This window comes from Novosphingobium sediminis (assembly GCF_007991615.1).
GTDB classification, from domain to species: domain Bacteria; phylum Pseudomonadota; class Alphaproteobacteria; order Sphingomonadales; family Sphingomonadaceae; genus Novosphingobium; species Novosphingobium sediminis.
The window spans coordinates 116,160-141,320 of the sequence record NZ_BJYR01000021.1 but is presented as its reverse complement, the minus strand read 5'-3'; the positions used below and the strand labels follow the sequence as shown (position 1 = coordinate 141,320).

Here is a 25,161-nt window from a genome sequence, read left to right as displayed (position 1 = left end):
AGCGCGAGGTATCCTTCGGCAGGGCTGTCGGAGATCGCCGTCGCCGAGTGCCACAAACGCCGCGCGTTGGAATTGAAGGCCCTTTTTTCCTGTTGATCAGCGGCCACGGCACTAGAGCCATCGAACAGGTCACGGCTGCGAACACCCTGGCGGTCCAGTGCCGCTATGACCTCCTCGTTCGAGCATCCCGCGAAGCAATGGAACAGGATCGCTTTGCGACCCAGTGTCACGCTCAGTGAGGGCGTGCGGTCGTCGTGCGCGGGGCAGCAGCACATGCCTTTGCCCGGACCCCATGTACCCTGAAGGCTTTCAACGATCGTGCGGGCGCGGCGTTCGAGTTGATGAACTTTGTCTAACGGGGGCATCGACCTTCTCCGGTTGAGGTGCCCTCCCCGCGCAGCCTCCACTCTGCACTCGCGCCAATCCAATTTTCCTACATCGCTTGTTCTTTATATGTTCTCGCTCGATTCGGCTAGACAAGGATCGAGAAATGACAATCAAGAATCTCTTGATCGCAGGCATCGCGATCACCTCTGCTATCCCGGCCAGTGCCCAAGAGTTGCCAACGCCAGCTATAATCGAAGCCCCCGCCAGCCACTCCGACGGCATTCGGATTGCTGGAACATCGAACGGCTTCCAGCTAGTGGAGCATGGGCTCTGGCGATCCGTCCAAGACGGCCCGGCGCCTGTTGTCACTGTGCCGCGAACTGGTCCGGTCAACCTGCCCTACAGATACCAGCGGAATCCCCAACCTGGCCGATCCGGCTTCAGGCGAGCAAGCTACCTTCCCCACATCTACGCGGCAGAAGCGAAGTATTCACTACCCGCTGGCCTGCTCGATGCGCTCGTTTGGACGGAATCTCGCTACAACCCTTTGGCGGTCAGTCCGGCGGGTGCCGTGGGCCTTGGGCAGCTGATGCCCGCAACGGCAAAGGAACTCGGGGTCTTCAACCGATTTGACCCCATGGCTAACATCTTCGGCGCTGCGCGGTATCTCCGGCAGATGCTCGACAGGTTTGGCGTGGTTCACCTCGCGGTCGCTGCCTACAATGCCGGTCCAAGGGCAGTTGAACGCGCAGGTGGCATTCCCCGCAATGGCGAAACACCCGGATATGTCCGCGACGTCCTGCGGCACTGGCAGTTTTAATACGAACTGCACCGAGTGCACTTGATCGGATTGAATGCTTCTGCTCACGGGCGTCACGCAGCCCGCTTTCGCCCCTTCCTGATGTCGAGCACCTTGCGCCCATCGAGGAAATCAGCCCAGTCCTGCATCATTCGCCGGCGGGGTGCGAGATACTCTGCCGCGTTGTAAGCCCCCCGGACATCATTCTTCTCTGAATGAGCGAGCTGCATCTCGACCCAATCCTCATGGTACTTCCGGATCCACATCGCTGGCTTGCCAAACTCAACCAACTGCTCGTTCGCCCATGTGCTGGCGAGCCCTCGAAAGCCGTGGATGGTTTGCCTACTATGATAGCCAAGGCGGTAAAGCGCATAGATCATCGTGTTTTCAGACAACGGCTTGTCTGGGTGGGTCCCGGGAAACAGGTGATCACCGGTCGCCGTCGATACCATTTTTCTAGCAATGAGTGCGGCCTGAGCGGAAAGTGGCACAAGGTGTTCACGCCCCATCTTCATGCGCGCAGCCGGAATTCGCCAAACGGGTTCCGTACCATCGAGATTTTCAAATTCGGATTTGACGGCCAGTCGAAGCTCTTTTGTCCTGACCCAGGTAAGCAAGGCGAATAGTACCGCATCGCGGGTGATTGCCGAGCGCCGGTCACCTTCCTCTTGATATGCTCGGAGCTTTTCGAGGAACGCAGGCACTTCATCAAGAGGAAGGCGGCTCATGTGCTTCACCCTGGGCCGGGGCTTGAGGGCTCCACTAAGGTGAGCAGTGGGATCGCTGGATGCCAGCCCGCAAGCAATCGCGAACTGAAAGACTTGCGCTACCCCTTGCTTGGCACGCCGACTGATATCCAGCGCGCCTCGTATCTCAATCTTGCGGATCATCTCCAGGACCTCGGGGGCAGTGATCTCATGGATCAGCCTCTGTCCTAGGGAGGGGAACACGTCCCGCTCCATTCGTGACCAGACACGTTCGGCATGTGCCGGATTCAACGCCGACTGGCGGTTCTCGTGCCAACGTTTCGCCACCATGTAGAAGGTGTCACCGTTCTCCGATATAACCTCCCCCTTGGCCTTCATTGGATCCTTGCCGTCGGCAAGGAGCGCCTTGGCCGCTTTGCGTTTGTCCCGGGCGGCGGCGATCCCCAACGCCGGATAAGCGCCAAACGACAGCAACTTCTCCTTGCCTGCAAATCGGTATTTCATCCGCCAAAGCTTCGTGCCGTTCGGCTGGACGAGCAGGAACAAGCCTTCGCTGTCGGCAAGCTTGTACGCTCGCTCGCGTGGCTTTGCATTCTTGGCTTGAGTCTCCGTCAGAGGCATGGGGGTATCGCTCCTTTCCGATACACCGCAAAACTACCCCCAAAATACCCCCACACCAAATCTGGCTGCATGTGGAAGGCCATGGGCGCATGCGGACGCGAATCACCCGCAACCCTCTGCTTTTCTTTCGATTTTTGGAAAAATGCGGAAGCTGTCGGAAGCTTCCGGATAAGGGATTGGTAGCGGAGGAGGCGCTATAACTTTCGTCTCAGGCAATTTCAGAGCGTCTCCAACTACTCTGTAAAATCAGCGATTTATCTTGTAACGTGTTCGCGGTCGGTCGCCCTGAATCGCCTGAATTCCCGCTGAAATGTGGGAACGATTGTGGGACCAAATACCCCCGTTTTTGGCGGTATAAATCCCTGACAGGGACTCGAACCTGATGGCGCTGACAGTATTGAAAGTGAAGAACGCGAAGCCCGGTCGCCATGTCGATGGCAGGGGCTTGTGCCTTGTCGTGAAGCCCAGCGGCGCGCGCACCTGGGTGCTGCGCATGCAGTTGAAAGGCCACCGCCGCGACTATGGGCTGGGATCGGCGCATGATGTTTCGCTGACCGATGCCAGAACAGCGGCAGCGGAATTGCGTCGCCGCGTTCGTGACGGTTTCGATCCTGTCGCCGAGCGACGCAAGGCGCGGAAGGTCATACCGACCTTCGAAGCCGCAACCCGCTCGTGCCATGAAACCCTGGGGGACGGATGGAAAGACGGGCATCATTCCCGCTGGTTATCCGGTTTCGAGCGCCACCTCTTTCCGCGTATCGGCAAGAAGCCGGTCGACAAGGTGGACAGCGCCTGTGTGGTCGAGGCGCTGTCTCCGATATGGCTGGAGATACCGGAAACGGCGCGGCGCTTGCTCCAGCGCATCGGCGTGGTGCTCGATTTCGCACATGTGAAAGGCTGGGTGCCGGAAGAGGTATCGTTGCGTTCGGTGCGCAAGGGCTTGCCCCGACAGAACGACAAACGCGGGCATATGGAGGCCATGCCCTATGCCGATGTCCCGTCACTGATGGAAAAGCTTGCCACCGCCGCCCCGACGACCGGACGCGACGCCTTGCGCTTCACGATCTACAACGCCGTGCGGTCCAACGAGACGCGCCTTGCGGTATGGGCCGAGTTCGATCTCGAAAAGGCGGTATGGACCATTCCCGCTGAACGGATGAAGGCGGGCGAAACCCATGTGGTGCCGCTATCGGCACCGGTTGTGGCATTGCTGCGCAAACGCTGGGATGAGCGGACCAGCGATACGGGCTTGGTCTTTTCCAACGACGGGAAGAAGCCGATCAGCGACATGACCATGACCAAGCTTCTGCGCGACGATGGTTTCGCGACCATCACCGTGCACGGCTTCCGATCCACCTTCACAGACTGGGCCGCCGAATGCACCGACTTCCCCAAGGAGGTCGCTGACAAGGCCCTCGCCCACAAGTTGCCTAACAAGGTCGAAGCGGCCTACCGCCGAACCGATTTCTTCGAGAAGCGCCGCAGCTTGATGAAGCAGTGGGCGGATTATCTCAGCAATCGCACACCAGCGGCGAATGCGTCAGCAGCCGAGCCTACTTCGGCTCCCGCTGCCGCATGACCAGCTCGTGCAGACTGGCAGTCGTGATACGGGTCGATTTCCCGAGCTTGATGACCTGAATCTCGCCCGATGCGATCAGTTCGTAGAGCTTGGTGCGACCGACGCCGATCATGCGCGCAGCGTCATTGACCTTCACGCAGATCGGCTCGACCGAAGGCGGCGCTGTCACAGCGCCGCGCTCTCATTCCGGTACGAGACCGGATCATCGATCCAGCGGTTCACAGCAGATTCCCGCCATCCCGCGCCGTGAACGCTGATCTTCACCTGAGACGGGAAAGTCCCCTCTGCGATTTTTCGATACATGGTGGAGCGGGACAGGCCGGTGCGGGCGAGAACGGTCTTGAGGCGGATGATCTTGTCAGGGTTGGACATGGGACTTGCTTCCATTCATTGGCAGTTACTGGTGCCCCCTGATCCAAAATTCTCGCTATGAGGCATCCAGCGCAACAAAATTCGCAGTCCCTAATCCGGTCTTCGTAGATACGGATAGAATAACTTGCGGAAGGATAGGCACGGATACGGAAGAGTAGAGAAGACGGCGGACGCAAACATGGGGCGCTTTGAGGCGGCGTTTTGGCGCCTTGATCAGAGCAGGCGCTGGATTTTGGCGGTGAGATTGCGCACAGGCGACGTATACTTGCGTCGCTACGGGCGGAGATTGCGCGCGACTCGTTGTATGGAGGTACAGCTCGGATGCTGGATTTCTGGCGTTGATTTGGCATAATGAAGGGATGGAACGGCTTGCATCATCTCCCGGCGCTGATAATTCCGCTTTGAACGATGCCCATCCGTCGAGGCCAGATATCCCTGTCTATGTCATCAACTCCCCTTTGCCGCCATCAAGGATAGCCTGGCTTAGGCAGCAGTCGATAAAGGTTGCAGTGGCTGCAAAAATGCGTCCTGGGCGGTGATCGATAACCCATCTCGCACCCTTTATCTTGGAGCGCGTATCACCTAATTGCCGAGGGAAGAGGATCCCGAGGATAATTCGTCCGCCCCCACCAAATGGGAGATTCATTGACTCTTAACCCAGGAGACCCCATAGAGGGTAGGCCTACCTGTTCCCTTCATGCGGATTGATGACACCTACTTGCTAGGCATCCATTCGCCTGAGTGACCAGACGAAAGATCGGAGAGATCGACATTTGGGTCGTGATCTGATCCGCCGCGGCAGTGAAGGAAATGTGAGGGTTAGGCACCGGTTTTGCAAAAAGGGTAGCCTCAGGGCTGCCCTTTTTCATATCAGATAAACCCGTTTGGAAACACATTGAGATGGCTTTGCCCCGAGGCTTCGAACGTCTCGCCGTGGCAAGTTACAAAGCTTCCATACACCTTGGTTGGGTTCGAATCGTCATCCACGTTGAAATGGCGTTGGCAATCAAATCGTCGCCCAAACCGGAAGCAGCTTGTGTGCCAGCAGTGTTCCGCGTGGGGAGGAGCACCATTTTCAGCTCTAGCATGTTGTTCAAGCCCAAAATGATACCAGAGCGGTCGGTCATCAACAAAATAAACTCGCTTGAATCTCTTCTGGCGTTTGGGTCTAGCTCTCTCATTGATTTGGGAAATTATTGCTTCGACATCTTCAGCCAAGCCGACTTCCATTTTAAAAATCGTAAGACGATCCCGCAACCTCTTCAACTCAACGGCTTTGAATATGTCTAGTGGAAGAAGAAAGACTTTCTGATTCTTCTGCGAGTCAAACAAGCGGCAGAAATTTCCAAAGTGTCGGATAATTGGTGCAAGCGTGGCACTGACCTGGTTCTGCATGACAGAGCCAGGATATTCAGGAATCTCAGCGATAAAGTATGCATCTTCATAGGATTGAACCAGATGGCGCGAATCCTTATCGATCAGTAGGATCAATGCATCCGCTGGATTTGCGATGCGCCTCAGCCACGCACCGAGCGAGTCTGCACTAACCTTCTCGTCAATCGCTTGAAGTTGGACGAAAAAGCGTGCTTGCCGCTCAGCAAAATAGCCTTTCTGAACAGTCCCCTGCGGAACGACGTTTGGTCGCTGCTTGGCCAGGAAAGACCGAAGCGCACCATTCGCCGTCGCGACGGCGATGACGATCCTCATTTCTCGCGCAGGAGCTTCGCAAGAATGTGAGCAGGAATTTCCACTTGCTTAGCGTCCGCCTCATCGAGCTCAGAAACCATCTGAAGGAAGCTACCAACAATATAGCGACGCTTCGACCCGTGAAGACCTGAATCTGGCGTTGACCTCTTGGGAGGCGAATGAGTTGCAGCTTCAGGCACGGGATCATACTGGAAATCCACATCAGCGGGCAGCAACCCAATTTTGGCTTTCTGCTGCGGATGTACGGTCACCTTTATCTTCTCAGAATGTGAAGCAAGAAACTCTTTGAGCTTTTGCTCCCCGAGGACTTCCCGATAATCGATCCCCTCAGCCATAAGATCGGGACTTAACCGCGCAAGCAGATATGGCTGCTTGTGGTCGTCCCATGCCTGCTGGGCGCGAACTGTCGCGAACTCGATTATTCCTTCAGGTGAACGATCTACCAACTCTTTGGCCTTCTCATTTTCGAGCGTCTAATTGCAAATCCAGCCGACTAACCGCCGACCTTCTAGCTGAAACGATGATTGATGTAATCGGTAATCGCCGCGCCGCTTAGCTCGGTGGTGGCGTTGCCGCCGCGAACGAAGAACCGCTGCTCTTTGCCATCCTTGAGGAAGGCGGCTTTCGGACCAGGCTCGCACCTGACAATGAGAACCCGCTCGCCTTGCTGGTCATCGAAGTGAGGATGGACATAGGGCAGAAAAATTTCCCCGATCCGGTCCTTGATGAGATTGACGAGGTGCAGTCCCATCTTGTCTTCGTTCGGGAAACCATCGGCGCTGATCCCGAGAACCTCACCATCATCAGCAACCCCGATGAGTAATGTGCCGCCCTTGGCGTTCAGAAACCCTGCAATCGTCTTGAGCGCCGACAGATGCATCTTTTCGTCGGGCTGGCCCGTGTGCAAATTGATGCGGAGCGTTGATTTGAACTCCACGGCACCAGTTTCGCCGCCCACAATTAGCTCTGCGACTGAGGGCGGCGACACGGCCTCAATAGCTGCGTCACCGCGCAACCGCTCCCATGCGCGCCGGACGACCTGCGCCATGCGAAGGCGGCGCTCGACCAAAAACTGATCGTAGGTCAGTTCCCACCAGAGGTGCGGCAGGGCGTGCAGACCGTACACGCGCTCCCGTTCTGCAGCCGTCATTTGGGAATCAAGCGCCGGGACATATTCCGCTGGGGGCTGCTTCCCGATCTTGATGTTGTCCGGCCATTCAACCGGCGCGAAATTGGCAATCTGGTTTATCAACTTCAGATCGGTGACGCCTTGGGCTTCGAGATAGGCACGCGGGAACAGATGGTGTTGTTCGAGCGATGCTTTCGATCCTTTGATCGCCGGATCAACCATGGCCGCAAGTTTGAGCGGGCTGAAAAGCGCAGGCGCATCGAGCATGATGAGTGAAGCCTGATAGGCGAAAAGCGTCGGGCTGCGCGCCGCCGATGTCGCGAGCTGACTGGGCAGCGTGATTTCCCAGTAATCATTGGTCAGCGTCGTATCGCAAATCTCGCGGAGTTTCGCGACGAACACTTCACCACTTGGCAGATCGCGGACCTGGCCAAGATCGGCTTCGAACCGGGTTTCGGGAGAACTTGTGTATCGCCCCGTCATCGATGCCATGAAATAGAATTCGGCAATGGCCTGCCGCATCCGGGTGCGGTCGATGCCATAGTCGCGGATGCCGATGAGGTAGAGCACATAGCTGAAGATGATGGCCGCTTCCGAGCTGACCATCTTCTGCCCACGGTATCCCGCCAGCTTGAGCGCATCGAGAAAATGATGCCAGTTGGCGAGGTTCAGAACCGCCGTCTGCGCTTCGCGCATAAGGGTGAACTGCCCCTCGCGCTTGTCGGGATTGTCCACGCCGGTAGCCGCGTCCTTGCCGCGCAACGCGCTGTAGACATTGGCAAGCCTCGCCCGCTTCAGCGCCAGCCCTACGGTGGCGCGCAGCATCTGGTCCGGAGAAGGCTTGATGAAATGGTTGTATGGCGACGCCTGCCCTTCGCTCGGCACGGTGGCGTGGAGCGAGAAGTTCTCCAGCTCGACACGGCCATCTTCCCAGAAAACCGACATCAGCGTCATGATGAAGTCGGCCTGGTTGAGCGCCTTGCCCTTGCCGTTGATGCGCACGAAGACTTCGGCGATGGTTTCCTCATCGACCGACGAAGCCAGTGTCAGTGCGACGAAATTGTAGTTCGGCAGATTGCGAAGATGGTCGATGGCATCTTCGATGGCTGTTTCCTCCTCATCGGAAATCTCTCGGATTTCCTTGAGTTGAGAGAGAAACGCCTTGCGGAACGCGCCAGCCTTGAAGTCCGGCCTCCACAGCACGGAGATATCCGGGATGAAGGCCCGGTCTTTCTTAATGGCCGCATCGGCCACGTCGAAGCGGCCAGAGAGCGGGTTGAACGCTATCTGGATACGCTCCTTCTTGAAGTTGGAACGGAGGACTTCCATCCCCTTCACCACGGCATAGAGCGAGGTCAGGCGCTGCTGGCCATCGACAATCGCCAGCTCCGGCACCGACTGTTTCGGGCCGGTGCCAATGCTCTTCAGACCTCCATCCGCCCCAGTCTTCCAGAACAGCAGAAATCCGGCAGGATAGCCGCGATACAGGGAGTCGAAAAGATCACGAACGTTGACGTTCGGCCAGACAAAAGGCCGCTGCAATTCCGGCAATCCGATCTTACCCATGTCAATGTCCTCGATCAGGGAGGAGATCGGAACATTGCTGGTAGTAAAAATTGCCATGAAGCCCGCCTGACCGCTCACCGCAGCTTATTGTATAAACGACTGAACCAGTTCATCTGCCTCGCTTGCGATCTGTACTTCGATTGTGTCAGCAAGATCGCGGTCAGCAGCGGCGGATTCCGCTAGGTCAGCAATTTCATCTTCTCTTTCGCTATCAAGGCGAGGGATCAAGAAGCTTTCAACATCCGTCACTTCGATCTCGGGGATGCTTGAACCATACGGCAACGCCTTGACGCGTGGACGCCCCAATTCTGGATGCGACATAGCAACATGCAGATACCCAACCCGGCACTTGGGAGCTTCTGGTGCAATTCGGATCACATGATCGGAGATAATTTTCTCTTCGTGTGCGCTCGAAGCAATCATTGTCGAGCCATTAATGCCATAAGTCTGCCCAGAGCGCGCCAATAGCAACCAACCTGCCATCACACGTCCTCGGAAGGGATCGCCAAAGTCAGAGTCTTGAATAAACTTCTTACTGTCCGGATTAATTTCGAACAGAACCGAACTATCTACGAAAGGAACACCATCTTCGGCATTTATCCTGCGAAATCGCGTTGGAAGCCAAACTGAGTACCCAAGTTCACTAATCGAGTCCCAAGAAATGGCACTACCGCTCAGATGTCTCACCAATTCGCGCACGTCTGGATTGTGAAATTGGGCCTCAAATCTTCGCCGCTGCCCTGCAAGGGCTGATGAAGCGCTGACTGAAAACCCAACTTTATCAGATAATTTTGAAAAGTACTTTCCAAAATTTTTCTCAAAGAGCCTCTCGGCCTTTTCTGTCTGTTCATGCGACCGATTTCTGAGCTGGATGATCTTGTCGAACGCTTGATTGAAACGCTCCTCATAGCCCGCCGGCATCGAGACAAACGGCAAGGCCTCCAAATGACCAATTTCAAGATGCTTGATCATGTGACCGTACTGAGCAGAGGTCATCATTGCCCTTACGCTGGGCGAGCGAAGATAAGCATAAACCCACCCTCGAATCTCGGGCACACGAGGTTCGATTCTTAGTAAGTCATGCGACACAAGAACCCGTGACACGGTCGCGTCAGCTATCGTGGCACGTCCAACACTGCCAGAACAAGTCAAGAGGACCGTGCCTTCTCTGACAAAGCGCTGCGCATGATCATCGGTTCGGTCTATCGAAAGCCATTTTCGAGGTATCGGGCGAACGTCAAATACTTGAGTCGCAGCCAAGAATGGAGTTCCGAACTCCGGTGCCACTTGGATTCCCTTCAGTCGAGAGGGTTGCCAAATGCGCGCTACTTCTGAGAAAGCTTTCCAGCCAACTGGCTTCGACTGGATACGATGCCGAACGGCAAAGCCTGGTGCCAAGAAGTTTTCGGCTTCCATACGACGATCACCGCCAAAAAGCAGTGAAGCTGACAGGCTGATAGACTGCGCCTCATGCCACGGCCAATCCTCTCGGACCTCGCGAGGGGCGGTCAGTCTTGCTCGGATAGCCATTTACGAAACGCCTGAGCAATCTGAATTGTGTTGTCATCGACGACCTTGCGCTGAGTTAATTGGCGCTTGTACACAGGCTTGCCGTCCTCATAATCCTTTGTCTGTTCTTCAAATTCTTCGACAATTTCATTCCCTTGGCGATCCCGGACGTAGGTCACATTGCCACGTTTATCGTGGCCGATGTGATCGGCGACGGCCATGAACACCTGGTAGTCATTGAACCGTCCAGCTGCCTTCTCGACTGCCACTTCTTCTTCCGTCTTCCTTTGAAGGATCAGAACGCTGGTCTGGACGCTCACGTGCGGCTGAAACGTATCGGGGTGCAGGTCGATGCTTGCCAAGATGCGAGTGTTCCGAAGAATCCACTCGCGAACATAACCCGCGCCTGGTGAGCCGAGAATGCCGTCCGGGAGAACGATGGCGCAGCGCCCAGTGCCAGGCTTCAGGAGCCTGACACACCGTTCAATGAAAAGGATTTCTGGTGGCTGGGACTTCTGAATGTCCGGGCGCATGGTCCATGCGTCAGTCTCAGCATCGTAGGACCATGCATGGCCAAGATCGTATTTTTCCAGAATGGCGGGATCATCGATGGGGATTTTCGATCCGAACGGCGGGTTCGTGAACAACAAATCAACAGTACCCATCACATTCCGCGCACGAAGGACGTCATCCCACGTTGCAGGTGCTTTCAACGAATTGCCCTGGAATAGCCCGCCTGCCCCATCATTGTTCATGACCATGTTCATCTTCGACGCCTTCACGAGGCTCGGATTCAGGTCCATCCCGATGATAAATTTCTCGGCAAAACGCTGGACGCGTGCGCGAATGGCATCTTCTGCCCGCGCCACTTCCCCCCACTTCGCAAGTTCGGCAGTCCGAATTTTTTCGATGACGTAGTTCATCGCCGTGATGAGGAAGCCGCCCGTCCCACATGCCGGATCCATGATGAGCTGCCGCTCATTTGGATCGAGCATTGTCACGGCCATCTGGCAGATATTACGGGGGGTGAAGAACTCGCCCCGGTCACCGCGCAGATTGGAGCCGACAATCTCTTCGTACGCACGGCCTTTTACATCAATATCGCTTTCGAGAAGCGAGTACATCTGCAACTGGCTCACGATGTAGGCCAGAACGCCTGGCTCAAGCTCAATCTCTTCATTTTCCCGGAAGATGGTGTCGTACTCGGCCTTCACTGCCGCGTAGAGAGCATCAATCCTCGCCTTGACCTTGAGCCGCCCATTCAGATTGTGGCGCTCTTTCGAGGTGGCGTAAAACTCGACCTCGTCGGAGCTACGCTCGTCATGAATCTTGCAGAAGATGATCTTCAGCAGCTCCCAAAAGGCATCAGGCTTCTGAAGCCCTTGGTTCCCCGCAATGTAGTTATGGCAGCGCCGGAACGCGAACAGGAGCGCGTCGGACGATGCTGCCTTTAGCTGGTCGAACCGGGGACGCTCTACGTCCTCTTCGCTGCATCCCTTGCCGGGAATATCTGGAATCTCGTCGAACGAGACCAATCCGTCCTTTTCGACCCGGCGGAAGCAATAGCGTTCCAGCCCATTGGTCCACATCCCGTACTGCACGTTCGGGCAGGCTGACATATATGCGTGGAGCTGACCGATCCCCTCCTTGCGGTCGCTCGACTTCACCTTTTGCGATTTGCATTCGATGATGATCCGCGCGCGGTCTTGCTTGTGATCATCCCCTTCATCAAAGATGACAAGATCAGCGCGAGGCTTTTGTGAACCGAGGCGCAGCGTGAATTCCACCGCGACATCAGCCTTCGCGTAATCATACTCGCGCACAAGGGACTTCGCGATCTCCTGCCTGACGTATTCTTCCGGGGTCTCGTTACGCTGGGTCAGGCCATCGATGAAATCGAGAATTTTCCCCTGCTGCACAATCACTGGAATCTGCGCGCCGGCTGGCGCTCGCAATGCAGCCGTACTCATTTGCTATCTGACCCTTGGGTAATCGATGGCCAAGCCCTGTCCACAGCGCGCTCGACCGCGTCAGAAAGCCAGTCCTGGATCGAGGTTTCTTCCGAGGCCACAACAATGCGAAGCCGACGATGCAGCTCCGGATCAAGCCGGACATGAACCATTTTATGGTTCAAAGTTTGTGACTTGGTTTGGCCCACCGCTCCCCCTCGTTTGCTCTGGTTATAGCCCAGTTACAAATGAAGCAAGCAAGTTCGACACTATCTGGCATTCTGTCCGGATCGAACTACTGCGGCGCATCCGTTCCATGCGCCATCTCAGCATCGAACGCCCGCTTGCCCTTCCGTTTCCACAGCACCAGCGCCTGCTCGCGTTCCTCACCGCGCAACTTGGCGGCAACGGTGAGGAACGCGCCATAGAGCGTGGCGCGATCATCGTCCGCGAGTTCGACCAGTCCGGCCTTCACGACCAGACCGCCCAGTTCGATCAGTTGCCGCGTGCGTTCGCGGCGCTTGACCTGCCACTCGCGCATGTCGGTTCGCGCCTTCACTGCCTCAAGCCGATGCCGCGCCGCCGTCAAGCGGGAGAGTGCCATCCGGTTGGCTTTGAGGTCCATCGACACGCTTGCGCGCCTTGCTCTGAAAGAAGGCCGCGCCGCGCTTGCGCCATGCCTCCTTCCGTTGGGCTTCGCTGGTTTCCGCAATAACCAGCAGCGCACCGGCCAGCGTTTCCGCATCGGTGGCATCCGCCCCAGTCGCGATCACCAGTTCGCCAAGCTGCTGCACGCGGCGTTCCTTCAGTTGCTTCGCCTTGTCGGCGAGGGCCTTCAGTTCCGAATCAAAGTCACGGGGTTTGCGCATCGAAGTTCTCCATTGAGAGGTGATGCGCTGATGATAATATCGATGCTCTCCCAATGCTGTAGAGTCGTCGAGACGGCCTGATACTGGATAGTCCCGAGCAGGATTTTATCATGGGAGGGCGCGCTTATACGTCGTGCCGACGTGGCGCTCATGGCGTAGATGGATTGCCGTCATGGCGATCTTCCACCTCTCCGTCAAAGTCATCAGCCGGTCGAGCGGGCGCAGCGCCGTGGCGGCAGCGGCCTATCGCGGGGCCGAGCGGCTGCACGACGAGCGGCTCGACCGCGACCATGACTTCACCAACAAGGACGGCGTCGTCCATTCCGAAGTGCTGTTGCCCGAAGGCACGCCGGAGGAATTTGCCGACCGCGAGAAGCTTTGGAACGCGGTCGAGGCTGCCGAGAGGCGCAAGGATGCACAGCTAGCCCGCGAGGTCGAGTTTGCCATTCCGCGCGAGCTGACCAAGGAACAGGGCATCGAACTGGCGCGCGAGTTTGCCGAGGCCGAGTTCGTCGAAAAGGGCATGATCGCCGACCTCAATGTTCATTGGGATATTGGTGCGGACGGCCAGCCCAAGCCGCACGCCCATGTCATGCTCACCATGCGCGAGGTCGGCAAAGACGGGTTCGGCGCAAAGGTGCGTGAGTGGAACAAGGCCGAACTGGTTGAGCAATGGCGCGAGCGCTGGGCCGAACACGTCAACCAGCGCCTTGCCGAACTCGACATCGATGCACGGATCGATCACCGCAGCCTGGAGGCGCAGGGCATTGCGCTGGAACCGCAGGACAAGATCGGCCCCGCTGCATCGCGCATGGGCGTGCGCGGGCTGGAGGCCGAACGGATCGAGGAACACCGCGCTGTAGCGCAGCGCAATGGCGAGCGGATCATCGCCAACCCAACTGTCGCACTGGACGCGATCACGCACAGTCAGGCCACCTTTACGAACCGCGATCTTGCCATGTTCGTGCACCGGCATAGCGACGGGAAAGAGCAGTTCGATTTGGCCATGAGCGCAGTGCGCTGTTCGTCCGACCTGATCGCGCTGGGCAAGGACGGACGCGGCGAAGAGCGGTTCACATCGCGCCAGATGATCGAAACCGAGCAGCGGCTCGGTCGCGCTTCGGAATTGATTGCAGAACGCGAGCGGCATCAGGTCGAAGATCGTGGCCGGGAAGGAGCGCTGGCGCGGGCAGCGGAACGCGGCTTGATCCTCTCCGGCGAGCAACGCGCGGCGTTCGAGCATGTGACAGATAGTCACGGCCTCCGTGTTGTCGTCGGCTATGCCGGAACCGGCAAGAGCGCGATGCTGGGCGTGGCGCGCGAGGTATGGGAAAGCGCTGGCTATGCCGTTCGCGGTGCCGCCCTGTCCGGAATTGCCGCCGAGGGGCTTGAGCATGGTTCTGGCATCGCATCGCGCACCATAGCCAGCCTAGAACACCAGTGGGGCCAGGGCCGCGAATTGCTTACCGCGCGCGACGTGCTGGTCATCGACGAGGCAGGCATGGTCGGCACGCGCCAGATGGAGCGCGTCCTCTCCCATGCCGCCGATGCAGGCGCGAAAGTTGTCCTCGTCGGCGACCCGCAGCAGTTGCAGGCCATCGAAGCAGGCGCTGCGTTCCGTTCGATCCACGAACGGCATGGCGGCGTCGAAATCAGCGAAGTGCGCCGCCAGCATGACGACTGGCAGCAGGACGCCACGCGGCACATTGCCACCGGGCGCACCGGACTTGCCATTCAGGCCTATGGCGAACGCGGCATGGTCCACGCCGCCGAGACGCGGGAGGCCGCACGCGGCGAGCTGATCGAGCGCTGGGATCGTGACCGGCAGGCCAGCCCCGGCGATACGCGCATCATCCTCACCCACACCAATGACGAGGTGCGGGAGCTCAATGACGCGGCACGAGAAAAGCTGCGCGCCAGTGGCGAGCTGGGCAACGACGTGTCGATCAGCGCGACACGCGGCGAGCGTCAGTTCGCGAGCGGCGACCGCATCATGTTCCTGCGCAATGAGCGGGGCCTGGGCGTCAAGAATGGCACACTCGGCACTGTTGACCAGGTGACGCCGCAACGCATGGCCGTGCGAACCGACGATGGCCGCAACGTCGCCTTCGACACCAAAGACTATGCGCACATCGATCATGGCTATGCTGCCACGATCCACAAGGCGCAGGGCATGACTGTGGACCGGGCGCATGTGCTGGCGACGCCGGGGATGGACAGTCACGGTGCTTATGTCGCGATGTCTCGCCACCGTGACGGTCTTGCCCTGCACTATGGGCGCGACGACTTCGCCGATCAGTCGAAACTGATCCGCACTCTGAGCCGCGAGCGCGGCAAGGACATGGCAAGCGATTACAAGCCCGAGCAGCAGTTTGCCGAACGGCGCGGCATCACCTTCCGCGAACGCATTGTCGAGATTGCACGGCAGTTGCCGGAACGAGCAAAGTCGATCTTCGCCGGATTCCGTCCGCAGGCCAACCGGCTCGAAGTGCTGCCGACCGAACAGCATGGCCTGTCCGATCAGCGCCGCGCCGTCGAACGCTATGCCCGCGCCGCCGCCGACCTTGGGCAGATGCGCGAACAGGGATTGCCGGTCCTACCACACCAGCGCGACGCACTGGAGAAGGCCGGAAAGGCGCTCGACGCAATCCAGCCCAATGGCGCTGCCGACCTCGCCAGCGCCTTGCAGCGCCAGCCCTCGCTCGCCCGTGAGGCCGCCGATGGTCGCAGCCAGGGTGCAATCCGAGCCATGCAGCTTGAAGCCGAAATCCGCGTCGATCCTGCGCAGCGCGCCGACCGCTTTGTCAGCGACTGGCAACGGCTCGGGCAGGCACGACAGGCCATGCAGCGCGATGGCGACAGCAAGGGCGCGCAGAGGCTCACCAATCGCATGACGGACATGGCGAAGAGCCTGGAGCGCGATGCGCAGGTCGAATCCCTGTTGCGCGGTCGCACCCGCGAGCTGGGCATCAAGACAGAACTCGGTCGCGATCTGGCCCGCGACCTTGCCGCCTCCATCACGATGGAGCGGAGCCGCTCAATCGGCATGGGCCTGTAGGAGAAATGCGATGGATACCGATACCGATGACGTAGAACTGCCGCTCGACCTAGAGCCGGAGCCGGAGCCGGAACCCGACCCGGCCATCCTGGATACCGATGGCGATCCCGCCGCCGAGGCTTTCGCCCGCCTGGAAGGCGAACTGGCCTTGATGCGCCGTGCGGTTCAGCACCTTGCCGCCGAGCGCGCGGACATTGTCATTCCCGACTATGGCCCGACCCTCACCGACATGGCCAAGCGGATAGGCGCGATCAGCGAGAGCCTGAAGGGCATTGCGCGCCATCCGGCATTGCAGATGACCCCTGACAGCATTGGCAATCGGATCGCTGCCGCAGCCGAAGCCGCGCGGCGCAGCGATCAGGACACGATAAGCCAGGCCCGGAGTGACTTGAACCACGCCGCCGAGGAAATGCGGAGCGTCATCTCCAATGCGCGCACCGCTGCCGAGCAGCGGCAGCAGCTCTACCAAGTAGCGGGCGGAGCCTTGCTGGCAGGCATACTGCTTTGGTCCTTTCTTCCTGGCACCATTGCCCGTGTCATGCCGGAAAGCTGGCACTTGCCCGAACGCATGGCAGCGCGGATAGTGGGCGCATCCTCTCGCTGGGACGCAGGCGCACGGATGATGCAAAGCGACAGCCCGGAGGCATGGAATGCACTTGTGCAAGCTGCCGAAATCCAGCGCGACAACCGCGATGCCATTGACGCTTGCCGGAAGACCGCTGCAACCTTGAAGCAGGCAGTCCGATGCACCGTCAAGATTCGTCCAAGCAATCGAGAAGGGGAGACAGCAGCAACGCCAGCGGGGGCCGCGACACGATCCCAGAGAGGGGCATAACAGCCCATTCCGACCCGCACAAAATGTGGGAACGAATGTGGTTTCGATTTTCCGAAAAAGTCATTTTATCCTTTGAAAACAAAGCGATAAATGACTTGAATGGTAGCGGAGGAGGGACTCGAACCCCCGACACGCGGATTATGATTCCGCTGCTCTAACCGGCTGAGCTACTCCGCCCCGAAGGGATTTCCGCAGGGCCAGGCGGGCTGGCGGCGCTGCGCGAGGGCGCCTATTAGGCGGGGCTTGGCGCGGGGTCAACCGGGGAAATAGGCCTTGGCGCGCGTCTTTTCAGCGCACCCGGCCGCGGAAGGACCAATGGCCCGCATTCTCCCATGGGCCGCCGAGCCAGCGGTGAAGGGCGAGGCCAGCGAAGACGAAGCGTTCGGTATGGAACGTGGCGGCGAGCGTGGCCTGCAGCGTCTTTGCCTCGGCGCGCAGGACCTTGTTCTGCACGGTCACGTGGAGGCGCGGTTCGCCCTGATCCTGCAGGGTCAACATGCCGTGAAAATGTTCAGCAATCATCGCGCGCAGGTCGAGCATGGCGGGGCTATCGATGGCGAGAGCCGTGCCGGTGCCAAGGTCCATCACGCTGGTAAGCGTAGCAGGCACAGGCGGCATTTCTGCAGCGAGGGCGGCGAGCAGGGCCCTTGCTTCTGCCTCCAGCGAAGGTGGCAGTGCGCGCAGAAGGGTGACGTGGGCGGGCACCTGGTTGCGCTCCGGCGGATAGTGCGCGCGGCGGAGGCCTTCTGCCCTTCCCTGAAGTGCGGCCGGCAGCATCGCCGTGACGACCAGCGGCGCCCGCATCGCCGCGTCCTAGAGTTCCCCGCGCGCGCGGCGGATTGCAAACCAGCGCGCCACGTTGGCATTGTGCTCCTGCAGCGTCGCGGCGAACACATGCCCACCCTTGCCGTCTGCCACCATGAACAGCGCATCGGTCCTGGCCGGGTGCAGCACCGCCTCGATCGAGGCCTTGCCGGGATTGGTGATCGGTGCCTTGGGCAGGCCAACCATCGTATAGGTGTTGTAGGCGTTGACCGCCTGGATTTCCGACTGGCGGATGCGCCGGCCCAGCGGCTTGCCCTTGGTGATCGGGTAGATGATCGTGGGATCAGCCTGAAGCATCATCCCCTGCCGCAGACGGTTGGAATAGAGCCCAGCCACCATCCGCCGTTCGGATGGCTTGCCGGTCTCCTTCTCGACGATGGAGGCAAGGATCACGGCTTCTTCCGGGCTGCGCGCAACAGTTTCGGGCGCGCGCTCCGCCCAGAGCTTGTCCAGCGTACGCGCCATCGCCTGCTGCATCCGGCCGGCGACCGCCGTGCGGCTCTCGCCGCGCTGGAAGGCGTAAGTATCCGGCAGGACCGACCCTTCCGCAAGCGTCGGCACCGCGCCGGTCAGCAGGGTGACCTTGGCGAGGCGCTCCTGCACCATGATCGAGGGCATGCCTTCGGGCACGGTGACCATGCGGCGGACTTCACCGCCCTCGCCCTGCAGGATCGCCAGCACAGCTGCGCCGCTGGCATGCGCGGGGATGGCATATTCGCCAGCCTTCAAGGGCTCACTGCCGCCGAGCAGGCGTGCACGCAGACGGAAAGTGCTGGCCGAGGCGACTACGCCTTCGGCCTCCAGCTTTTCCGCCACGCCTGCCAGCGTCGCGCCCTCGGGCACGGAGAACGTCGCCTCCTTGACCAGTGGACCGCTGCCATACCAGCCGTAAAGGAAGTGGACGCCATAGGCGCCCAAGACCAGCAACACGGCAAGCACGATGATCCTGAGGCGGCCAGCACTCTGCATCCTACGCCGCCTCCTGCGCTTCGGGCTCAGATCGCCTTCACAATCACGCTGGCGTTGGTACCGCCAAAGCCGAACGAGTTGTTGAGCGCGGCGCGCACGACACGCTTCTTGGCGACCTTGGGCACGAGATCGACGCCTTCGGTGCCTTCGTCCGGGTTATCCAGGTTGAGCGTCGGCGGAACGATCTGATCGCGGATCGCGAGCACGCAGAAGATCGCCTCGACCGCGCCGGCCCCGCCCAGCAGGTGTCCGATGGCGGACTTGGTGCTGCTCATCGACGCGCCGGAGAGATCATCGCCCAGCACGCGCTTCACCGCGCCCAGTTCGATGGTGTCAGCCATCGTCGAGGTGCCGTGGGCGTTGACGTAGTCGATGTCGCCCGGCTCCATCCCGGCCTTGCGCAGCGCCATGCGCATGGCGAGTTCGGCGCCCTTGCCTTCGGGATGCGGCGCCGTGACGTGGTAAGCATCGCCCGAGAGGCCATAGCCGACGACTTCGGCATAGATCTTCGCGCCGCGTGCCTTGGCGTGCTCGTATTCCTCGAGCACGAGGACGCCTGCGCCCTCGCCCATCACGAAGCCGTCGCGGTCCTTGTCATAGGGGCGGCTCGCCTGTTCGGGGCGATCATTGTAGCTGCAGTTGAGCGCGCGCGCCTGCGCGAAGCCGGCAACGCCCAGCGGGTTGATCGTGCTTTCCGAACCACCAGCCAGCATCACATCGGCATCGCCATCGCGAATCATGCGCGCGGCATCGCCGATCGAATGCGCGCCGGTCGAGCAGGCAGTGACGACGGCGTGATTGGGGCCCATGAGGCCATACTTGATCGAAACCTGGCCCGAGATCAGGTTGATGAGCCGGCCGTGGACGAAGTGCGGAGAAACGCGGCCCGGGCCCTTCTCGTGCAGGACGATCGATTCGCTCTCGATCCCCGGCAAACCGCCGATGCCCGAGCCGATCGAGCAGCCCGTGCGCGTCTTGAGGTCGTCGTCCATGTCGGTCAGGCCGGCGTCTTCCAGCGCCTGCCCGGCTGCGTCGATGCCGTAGACGATGAACGGATCGACCTGGCGCACGACCTTGAAATCGACACGCTTGCTCGCATCGAAGCCCCAAGGATGATCGGCCGGCTTCACCTCGCAGGCGATCGTGCACTTCTGGCCGGTTGTATCGAAGCGGGTGATCTGCCCCGCGCCCGACTTCCCGGCGATAAGATTGGCCCAGACGGTTTCGACATCGGCCCCCAGCGGGGTGACGAGGCCAAGTCCGGTGATGACGACACGGCGCATTGCAATCTCCGAAACGTCTGCCTTCAATTCGGCAGACGAACCTTTAAGCACAACAGGCCCAGACCCTTGCGGGGCCGAGCCTGTCGAAGCCCCGACGGATCAAGGCCGGGGGACGACCGACGTTCCCGTCATGCGCGCAAAAGGCGTTCACGACGGGAAAGTGCGGACGGGTTGGCAATCCGAAAGGATCAGCCCTTGTTGTCGTCGATGGACTTGATCGCGTCCGACACGGTGGCGATCTTCTCGGCCGCGTCGTCAGGAATCTCGACACCGAATTCTTCTTCGAAAGCCATGACCAGCTCGACGATATCGAGGCTGTCGGCACCGAGATCGTCGATGAAGCTCGCGTCTTCGGTGACCTTGTCGGCCTCTACCCCGAGGTGCTCGACAACGATCTTCTTCACGCGGTCGGCGGTATCGCTCATTCTTTTGCCCCTTCAAGGAACTGGGTTGGTATACTCAAATCTGGCGTTCGCCCTAATGTCCCGATTGCAGGCTGGCAAGTGGGCCAGTGCATACAAGCGATGCGGACGAAGTGTGCATCAGGCGTGACGAGCCGAAAGCAGACGACACAAACCACGCGTTTGCGCCAAGTGCCGAGGCCCTTTCACCCCTTGGACGGCTCCACCGTGCGCAGATGCAATTCGCGCATTTGTGTGTTGGTGGCAGGCGAAGGCGCGCCCATCAGCAAATCTTCGGCGCGCTGGTTCATCGGGAACAGCGTGATCTCGCGCAGGTTCTGTGCGCCGCAGACCAGCATGACGACGCGGTCCACGCCCGCAGCCATGCCGCCGTGCGGCGGTGCGCCATACTGGAAAGCGCGGTAGAGGCCGCCGAAACGCTCCTCGACGTCCGCCTTGGTCAGGCCGACGATCTCGAAGGCCTTGACCATCGTCTCCGGGCTCTGGTTGCGGATCGAACCCGAGGCAATCTCGTAGCCGTTGCAGACGAGGTCGTACTGGTAGGCCTTGATCGTCAACGGATCCTGGCTCGTCAGGGCGTCCATCCCGCCCTGCGGCATCGAAAACGGGTTGTGGCTGAACTCGACCTTCTTGGCGTCTTCGTCCCATTCGTAGAACGGGAAGTCGACGATCCAGCACAGTTCGAAGCGGTCCTTGTCGATCAGGCCGAGCTGTTCGGCAACGCGCGTACGCGCGGCGCCCGCCAGCTTGGCGGCCTGCTCGGGCTTTCCGGCGGCGAAGAACAGGCCGTCATCCGGGCCAAGGCCAAGCGCCGCATAGAGCGCTTCCATGCCCTCGGCCCCATGATTCTTGGCAATCGGACCACCGAACTCGCCGCCCTTGCGGGTCACATATCCTAGGCCGGCGTGGCCTTCGCTGCGCGCCCACTCGTTCATGTCGTCGAAGAACTTGCGGCTCTTGTCCGCTGTGCCGGGCGCGGGAATCGCGCGCACGGTGCCGCCGCCTGCCACGATCTTCTCGAACAGGCCGAAGCCCGAGGTCGTGAAGTGGCTGGCGACATCGGTGATGATCAGCGGGTTGCGCAGATCCGGCTTGTCCGAACCGTACTTCAGCATGGCCTCATCATAGGCGATGCGCGGAAAGCTGCCCGAAGGCGTGACCGGCTTGCCGTTGGCGAAAGTCTCGAACACGCCGCCGATAACCGGCTCCATCGTTTCCCACACTTCTTCCTGGGTCACGAAGCTCATTTCGAGGTCGAGCTGGTAGAATTCGCCCGGCAGGCGATCCGCGCGCGGATCCTCGTCGCGGAAGCAGGGGGCGATCTGGAAGTAGCGGTCGAAGCCCGCCACCATCAGCAGCTGCTTGTACTGCTGCGGCGCCTGCGGCAGCGCATAGAACTTGCCGGCGTGGATGCGGCTCGGCACGAGGAAGTCGCGCGCGCCTTCGGGGCTCGAGGCAGTGAGGATCGGCGTCGAGTATTCGGTAAAACCAGCGTCCTCCATGCGGCGGCGCATGTCGCGGATCACCTTGGTACGGGTGACGATGTTGGCATGCAGCGTCTCGCGCCGCAGATCGAGGAAGCGGTAGCGCAGGCGGATATCCTCGGGATATTCCTGCTCGCCCGCGACCGGCATGGGCAGTTCCTCAGCGGCCGAGAGCACCGTGGCGCTGCGTGCATAGACCTCAATCTCGCCCGTCGCGAGCCCGGGGTTGATCGTACCAGCGCTGCGCGCCTTCACTTCACCCTCGATCATCACGACGCTTTCAACGCGCACGCTTTCGAGCACGGTGAGCGCAGCGCTATCGCTGTCAGCCACGATCTGGGTGATGCCGTAGTGGTCGCGCAAGTCGATGAAGAGCACGCCGCCGTGGTCGCGTTTGCGGTGCACCCAACCCGAAAGGCGCACGTTCTGCCCGACATCCGCCTGTGCCAGCGCGCCGCAGGTGTGGGAACGATAAGGATGCATGGGACAAAATCCAATTGGGCTGGCAAAACTGCCAGCATTCGGGCAGGGAATGGTTGCGGCCAAGAGGCGATGGCCGCGAATTTGTCAAGCCGCAGGCCCCGGACGGGGTCACCACCAGCACCGGTCAGGCATGAGGGCCTGACTTGGGGCATATATAGAAAAGCACGATGAAAATACATCCGCTGATCACCACGACCCCGGCCCTTGCAGACCTGTGCGAGCGCCTGTCCAAGGCCGATTTCATCACGGTCGATACCGAGTTCATGCGCGAGAATACGTACTGGCCTGAATTGTGCCTGGTGCAGATCGCCGATGACAAGGAAGCCGCCGCGATCGATCCGCTCGCGCCCGGCCTTGATCTTGCCCCGCTGCTCGAACTGCTGGTCGACAACGAGGATGTGCTCAAGGTTTTCCACGCTGGCGGGCAGGATGTGGAGATCATCTACAACCTGACCGGGCGCACCCCGCATCCGATCTTCGATACCCAGATCGCAATGATGGCGATCAGCCAATCGGAACAGATCGGCTACTCGAATCTCGTCGAAAGCTGGCTTGGCTTCTCGGTCGACAAGGGCGCCCGCTTTACCGACTGGTCGCGCCGCCCGCTGACCGAGCGGCAGATCGAATATGCCATCGGTGACGTGACGCACCTCTCCAAGATCTTCCCGCGCATGCTCAAGCGGCTGATCAAGACCGGGCGCGGCGAATGGCTCGATGCCGAGATGGAAAAGCTCGCCGATCCTGAGAACTACCGCTCCGATCCTGAGGCGGTCTGGCAGAAGATTCGGGCGCCCAGCCGCAATCCGGCCGTGCTCGGCCGGCTCAAGGCCATCGCCGCCTGGCGCGAGGTCGAGGCGATGGACAAGAACATCCCGCGCGGCCGGATCATGCGCGACGAGACGCTGGCCGATCTCGCCAGCCATCCGCCGCGTGAGCAGCACGAACTCGCCAAGGTGCGCGGGCTTTCGGCCGGATGGAAGGACAACGACATCGGGCGCCGCCTGATGCAGGCCATCGCCGATGCCAAGCCGATGACAGAAGCCGAACTGCCCCCGCGCGCCCCGCGTGGTGCGCCGCTCGGAAAGGAAGGTGCGCTGGTCGCCGATCTCCTCAAGCTGCTGCTCAAGATTCGCAGCCGTGAGATTGATATCGCAGCACGATTGCTGGCCCGCAGCGACGATCTGGAGGCGCTCGCCGCCGGGCAGCGCAAGGGTCTGCCGATCCTTGAAGGCTGGCGTTTCGACCAATTCGGCCGCGATGCGCTCGAACTGGTCGAAGGCAAGCTCGCTTTCGCCGTGGTCAAGGGCAAGCTCAAGATGGCCCATATCGACGACATCGCGGGCAGCAATGACGAACCGCCGGCCACCGTTCCGGATGAGGAAGACGGCTTCACGCCTCCGGCCGAGGCTGATTCGCCGCCCACTGACGAGGCCTGATGACGACCTACCTCCCCACGCTCAAGCAGCTGCAATACCTTGTCGCGCTGCATGAGCACGGCCACTTCGGCCGCGCGGCTGAGGCTTGTTTCGTCTCGCAATCGACGCTGTCTGCGGGTCTGCGCGAACTGGAGACACTGCTCGGCGTAACGCTGGTCGAGCGCACCCGCCGCGTGGTGCGCTTCACCGCGCTCGGCGATCAGGTGGTGGCCAAGGCGCACCGCCTGCTACGCGAAGGGGAGGAGCTTTCCGCCCTCGTACAGGCCCACGGCGCGCCGCTTGTCGGCGAGCTTCGCATGAGCGTGATCCCGACGATCGCGCCGTTTCTCCTGCCGCGCATCCTCCCGCGCCTGCGCCAGGAGCGCCCTTCGCTGAAGCTGTTCCTGCGCGAGGAACCCAGCGCCGCCGCGGTCGAATCGCTCCATCACGGCCGCGCCGATTGCGTGCTGCTTGCCCTCCCCTTCGCGACGGGAGAAGTCGAGGTCGCGCACCTGTTCCACGATCGTCTGCTCGTCGCCTTCCCGAAGGACGACCCGCGCGATCCCCCGCAGAGCATCTCCCCCGCGCTGATCGACGAAGCGCGGCTGCTGCTGCTGGAGGACGGCCACTGCCTCAAGGATCATGTGCTGGCCGCCTGCAACCGGCCTGAACTGCGCGCCAGCGCCAGCGTGATCGGTACGAGCCTACATACGCTGGTGCAGATGGTCGACAATGGCCTTGGCCTCACCATGCTGCCCGAGATGGCGGTGAAGGCGGGCATTCTGCAAGGCACCCAGATCGTCGCCCGGCCGCTGGAGGCCGAACATGCCAGCCGCGAGATCGCGCTGGTGTGGCGCAAGAACTCCCCCCGGGCGGAGGAGTTTCGCCTGCTTGCCAGCGAACTGGCAGCGGGATGAACCTTCCCCCCGCCATCATCCTCACGATCGCCATCGTCGCGGAAGTCATCGCGACGACGGCACTCAAGCAATCCGCCGGGTTCACCCGCCCGCTGCCGCTGGTGGTGACAGCCATCGGCTATGCCGTCGCGTTCTACTTCCTTGCGATTGCGCTGGAAAAGATCCCGACCGGCGTCGCCTATGCGATCTGGTCCGGCGTCGGGATCGTTCTGATTACCGCGCTGGCGTGGCTGGTGCACGGCCAGAAGCTCGACATGCCGGCCTTTGCCGGGATCGGCCTCATCATGGCCGGCGTGCTGGTGCTGAACCTGTTCTCGAAGGCGGGCGCGAACTGAG

23 protein-coding genes and 1 tRNA gene are annotated in these 25,161 nt (G+C 60.4%); 7 read left to right on the top strand and 17 right to left on the bottom strand.

Annotation, left to right across the window (positions count from 1 at the left end; translation table 11 throughout):
- Nucleotides 1-365, bottom strand: a 365-nt coding sequence (locus NSE01_RS16470) for a CHC2 zinc finger domain-containing protein (RefSeq protein ID WP_246135252.1), incomplete at its 3' end; no start/stop codon positions are given.
- A gap of 125 nt (nucleotides 366-490) precedes the next feature.
- Here NSE01_RS16470 and NSE01_RS16465 point away from each other — a divergent pair.
- Nucleotides 491-1,147, top strand: coding sequence for a lytic transglycosylase domain-containing protein (locus NSE01_RS16465; protein WP_147160736.1), 657 nt, complete (start codon nucleotides 491-493; stop codon nucleotides 1,145-1,147).
- A gap of 53 nt (nucleotides 1,148-1,200) precedes the next feature.
- Here NSE01_RS16465 and NSE01_RS16460 read toward each other — a convergent pair whose 3' ends face one another.
- A complete protein-coding gene (locus tag NSE01_RS16460) occupies nucleotides 1,201-2,454 on the bottom strand; it encodes a tyrosine-type recombinase/integrase (RefSeq protein WP_147160735.1) in 1,254 nt (417 codons plus the stop codon).
- Between the two features lie 382 nt (nucleotides 2,455-2,836).
- Between NSE01_RS16460 and NSE01_RS16455 the strand changes: the two genes are divergently transcribed.
- Nucleotides 2,837-4,033: a tyrosine-type recombinase/integrase gene (locus tag NSE01_RS16455; RefSeq protein ID WP_147160734.1), complete on the top strand. Its 1,197-nt coding sequence runs from the start codon at nucleotides 2,837-2,839 to the stop codon at nucleotides 4,031-4,033.
- Here the strand turns inward: NSE01_RS16455 and NSE01_RS16450 are convergent.
- The 9 genes from NSE01_RS16450 to NSE01_RS16410 all read right to left on the bottom strand — a co-directional run bounded on the left by NSE01_RS16450 (nucleotide 4,008) and on the right by NSE01_RS16410 (nucleotide 13,134).
- Entirely contained in the window at nucleotides 4,008-4,202 is a 195-nt protein-coding gene (locus tag NSE01_RS16450) for a helix-turn-helix domain-containing protein (protein ID WP_147160733.1), read from the bottom strand. The two genes, NSE01_RS16455 and NSE01_RS16450, sit on opposite strands and share 26 nt — an antisense overlap.
- Nucleotides 4,199-4,405, bottom strand: a complete 207-nt coding sequence (locus NSE01_RS16445) for a helix-turn-helix transcriptional regulator (protein WP_147160732.1) — start codon at nucleotides 4,403-4,405, stop codon at nucleotides 4,199-4,201. The genes NSE01_RS16450 and NSE01_RS16445 overlap by 4 nt, the downstream gene beginning before the upstream one ends.
- Nucleotides 4,406-5,275: 870 nt before the next feature.
- Nucleotides 5,276-6,112 (bottom strand): hypothetical protein, encoded by an 837-nt coding sequence (locus NSE01_RS16440; protein WP_147160731.1) that lies wholly within the window; start codon nucleotides 6,110-6,112, stop codon nucleotides 5,276-5,278.
- Nucleotides 6,109-6,558: a hypothetical protein gene (locus NSE01_RS16435; RefSeq protein ID WP_147160730.1), complete on the bottom strand. Its 450-nt coding sequence runs from the start codon at nucleotides 6,556-6,558 to the stop codon at nucleotides 6,109-6,111. Before NSE01_RS16435 ends, NSE01_RS16440 begins: the two co-directional genes overlap by 4 nt.
- Before the next feature lie 62 nt (nucleotides 6,559-6,620).
- Nucleotides 6,621-8,864 carry a GmrSD restriction endonuclease domain-containing protein gene (locus NSE01_RS16430; protein ID WP_147160729.1) on the bottom strand — a complete coding sequence of 748 codons (2,244 nt, stop codon included), beginning with the start codon at nucleotides 8,862-8,864 and terminating at the stop codon, nucleotides 6,621-6,623.
- A gap of 27 nt (nucleotides 8,865-8,891) precedes the next feature.
- Nucleotides 8,892-10,337, bottom strand: a complete 1,446-nt coding sequence (locus tag NSE01_RS16425; protein WP_147160728.1) for a restriction endonuclease subunit S domain-containing protein — start codon at nucleotides 10,335-10,337, stop codon at nucleotides 8,892-8,894.
- A complete protein-coding gene (locus NSE01_RS16420; protein ID WP_147160727.1) occupies nucleotides 10,316-12,286 on the bottom strand; it encodes a type I restriction-modification system subunit M in 1,971 nt (656 codons plus the stop codon). Before NSE01_RS16420 ends, NSE01_RS16425 begins: the two co-directional genes overlap by 22 nt.
- Nucleotides 12,287-12,560: 274 nt before the next feature.
- Nucleotides 12,561-12,806, bottom strand: coding sequence for a conjugal transfer protein TraD (locus NSE01_RS16415; RefSeq protein ID WP_147160743.1), 246 nt, complete (start codon nucleotides 12,804-12,806; stop codon nucleotides 12,561-12,563).
- 22 nt (nucleotides 12,807-12,828) lie between these two features.
- Nucleotides 12,829-13,134 carry a conjugal transfer protein TraD gene (locus tag NSE01_RS16410; RefSeq protein WP_147160726.1) on the bottom strand — a complete coding sequence of 102 codons (306 nt, stop codon included), beginning with the start codon at nucleotides 13,132-13,134 and terminating at the stop codon, nucleotides 12,829-12,831.
- Between the two features lie 172 nt (nucleotides 13,135-13,306).
- Here NSE01_RS16410 and traA point away from each other — a divergent pair, with 172 nt between their 5' ends.
- Nucleotides 13,307-16,192, top strand: a complete 2,886-nt coding sequence (traA, locus tag NSE01_RS16405) for a Ti-type conjugative transfer relaxase TraA (RefSeq protein ID WP_147160725.1) — start codon at nucleotides 13,307-13,309, stop codon at nucleotides 16,190-16,192.
- 10 nt (nucleotides 16,193-16,202) lie between these two features.
- Nucleotides 16,203-17,027: a DUF6118 family protein gene (locus NSE01_RS16400; protein ID WP_174812060.1), complete on the top strand. Its 825-nt coding sequence runs from the start codon at nucleotides 16,203-16,205 to the stop codon at nucleotides 17,025-17,027.
- Nucleotides 17,028-17,127: 100 nt separating this feature from the next.
- Here the strand turns inward: NSE01_RS16400 and NSE01_RS16395 are convergent.
- The 6 genes from NSE01_RS16395 to aspS all read right to left on the bottom strand — a co-directional run bounded on the left by NSE01_RS16395 (nucleotide 17,128) and on the right by aspS (nucleotide 22,493).
- A tRNA-Met gene (locus tag NSE01_RS16395) sits at nucleotides 17,128-17,204 on the bottom strand.
- Nucleotides 17,205-17,315: 111 nt separating this feature from the next.
- Nucleotides 17,316-17,831, bottom strand: a complete 516-nt coding sequence (locus NSE01_RS16390) for a 2'-5' RNA ligase family protein (protein WP_147160724.1) — start codon at nucleotides 17,829-17,831, stop codon at nucleotides 17,316-17,318.
- A gap of 9 nt (nucleotides 17,832-17,840) precedes the next feature.
- The gene (gene mltG / locus NSE01_RS16385) at nucleotides 17,841-18,821 is read right to left on the bottom strand and encodes an endolytic transglycosylase MltG (RefSeq protein ID WP_147160723.1); all 981 of its coding nucleotides are present in this window, start codon (nucleotides 18,819-18,821) and stop codon (nucleotides 17,841-17,843) included.
- A gap of 26 nt (nucleotides 18,822-18,847) precedes the next feature.
- Nucleotides 18,848-20,104: a beta-ketoacyl-ACP synthase II gene (gene fabF, locus NSE01_RS16380; RefSeq protein ID WP_147160722.1), complete on the bottom strand. Its 1,257-nt coding sequence runs from the start codon at nucleotides 20,102-20,104 to the stop codon at nucleotides 18,848-18,850.
- Between the two features lie 188 nt (nucleotides 20,105-20,292).
- Nucleotides 20,293-20,529 carry an acyl carrier protein gene (locus NSE01_RS16375; protein WP_147160721.1) on the bottom strand — a complete coding sequence of 79 codons (237 nt, stop codon included), beginning with the start codon at nucleotides 20,527-20,529 and terminating at the stop codon, nucleotides 20,293-20,295.
- A gap of 182 nt (nucleotides 20,530-20,711) precedes the next feature.
- On the bottom strand, nucleotides 20,712-22,493 hold the full coding sequence (gene aspS / locus NSE01_RS16370) for an aspartate--tRNA ligase (protein ID WP_147160720.1): 1,782 nt from the start codon (nucleotides 22,491-22,493) through the stop codon (nucleotides 20,712-20,714).
- A gap of 167 nt (nucleotides 22,494-22,660) precedes the next feature.
- On the opposite strand from aspS, the gene rnd reads away from it, so the two are divergent.
- The 3 genes from rnd to NSE01_RS16355 are packed head-to-tail and all read left to right on the top strand — an operon-like array spanning nucleotide 22,661 to nucleotide 25,160.
- On the top strand, nucleotides 22,661-23,929 hold the full coding sequence (gene rnd / locus NSE01_RS16365) for a ribonuclease D (protein ID WP_246135251.1): 1,269 nt from the start codon (nucleotides 22,661-22,663) through the stop codon (nucleotides 23,927-23,929).
- Nucleotides 23,929-24,825 (top strand): hydrogen peroxide-inducible genes activator, encoded by an 897-nt coding sequence (locus tag NSE01_RS16360; RefSeq protein WP_147160719.1) that lies wholly within the window; start codon nucleotides 23,929-23,931, stop codon nucleotides 24,823-24,825. Before rnd ends, NSE01_RS16360 begins: the two co-directional genes overlap by 1 nt.
- Nucleotides 24,822-25,160 (top strand): SMR family transporter, encoded by a 339-nt coding sequence (locus tag NSE01_RS16355; RefSeq protein ID WP_147160718.1) that lies wholly within the window; start codon nucleotides 24,822-24,824, stop codon nucleotides 25,158-25,160. Before NSE01_RS16360 ends, NSE01_RS16355 begins: the two co-directional genes overlap by 4 nt.
- Nucleotide 25,161: the final 1 nt, after the last annotated feature.

What these genes read in the sequence shown, in the direction of transcription:
- NSE01_RS16465 (WP_147160736.1), top strand. Translation starts at nt 491, where the DNA reads ATGACAATCAAGAATCTCTTGATCGCAGGCATCGCGATCACCTCTGCT.
- NSE01_RS16460 (WP_147160735.1), bottom strand. Translation starts at nt 2,454, where the DNA reads ATGCCTCTGACGGAGACTCAAGCCAAGAATGCAAAGCCACGCGAGCGA.
- NSE01_RS16455 (WP_147160734.1), top strand. Translation starts at nt 2,837, where the DNA reads ATGGCGCTGACAGTATTGAAAGTGAAGAACGCGAAGCCCGGTCGCCAT.
- NSE01_RS16445 (WP_147160732.1), bottom strand. Translation starts at nt 4,405, where the DNA reads ATGTCCAACCCTGACAAGATCATCCGCCTCAAGACCGTTCTCGCCCGC.
- NSE01_RS16440 (WP_147160731.1), bottom strand. Translation starts at nt 6,112, where the DNA reads ATGAGGATCGTCATCGCCGTCGCGACGGCGAATGGTGCGCTTCGGTCT.
- NSE01_RS16430 (WP_147160729.1), bottom strand. Translation starts at nt 8,864, where the DNA reads ATGGCAATTTTTACTACCAGCAATGTTCCGATCTCCTCCCTGATCGAG.
- NSE01_RS16425 (WP_147160728.1), bottom strand. Translation starts at nt 10,337, where the DNA reads ATGGCTATCCGAGCAAGACTGACCGCCCCTCGCGAGGTCCGAGAGGAT.
- NSE01_RS16420 (WP_147160727.1), bottom strand. Translation starts at nt 12,286, where the DNA reads ATGAGTACGGCTGCATTGCGAGCGCCAGCCGGCGCGCAGATTCCAGTG.
- NSE01_RS16415 (WP_147160743.1), bottom strand. Translation starts at nt 12,806, where the DNA reads ATGCGCGAGTGGCAGGTCAAGCGCCGCGAACGCACGCGGCAACTGATC.
- NSE01_RS16410 (WP_147160726.1), bottom strand. Translation starts at nt 13,134, where the DNA reads ATGCGCAAACCCCGTGACTTTGATTCGGAACTGAAGGCCCTCGCCGAC.
- traA (WP_147160725.1), top strand. Translation starts at nt 13,307, where the DNA reads ATGGCGATCTTCCACCTCTCCGTCAAAGTCATCAGCCGGTCGAGCGGG.
- NSE01_RS16400 (WP_174812060.1), top strand. Translation starts at nt 16,203, where the DNA reads ATGGATACCGATACCGATGACGTAGAACTGCCGCTCGACCTAGAGCCG.
- NSE01_RS16390 (WP_147160724.1), bottom strand. Translation starts at nt 17,831, where the DNA reads ATGCGGGCGCCGCTGGTCGTCACGGCGATGCTGCCGGCCGCACTTCAG.
- mltG (WP_147160723.1), bottom strand. Translation starts at nt 18,821, where the DNA reads ATGCAGAGTGCTGGCCGCCTCAGGATCATCGTGCTTGCCGTGTTGCTG.
- fabF (WP_147160722.1), bottom strand. Translation starts at nt 20,104, where the DNA reads ATGCGCCGTGTCGTCATCACCGGACTTGGCCTCGTCACCCCGCTGGGG.
- NSE01_RS16375 (WP_147160721.1), bottom strand. Translation starts at nt 20,529, where the DNA reads ATGAGCGATACCGCCGACCGCGTGAAGAAGATCGTTGTCGAGCACCTC.
- aspS (WP_147160720.1), bottom strand. Translation starts at nt 22,493, where the DNA reads ATGCATCCTTATCGTTCCCACACCTGCGGCGCGCTGGCACAGGCGGAT.
- rnd (WP_246135251.1), top strand. Translation starts at nt 22,661, where the DNA reads ATGAAAATACATCCGCTGATCACCACGACCCCGGCCCTTGCAGACCTG.
- NSE01_RS16360 (WP_147160719.1), top strand. Translation starts at nt 23,929, where the DNA reads ATGACGACCTACCTCCCCACGCTCAAGCAGCTGCAATACCTTGTCGCG.
- NSE01_RS16355 (WP_147160718.1), top strand. Translation starts at nt 24,822, where the DNA reads ATGAACCTTCCCCCCGCCATCATCCTCACGATCGCCATCGTCGCGGAA.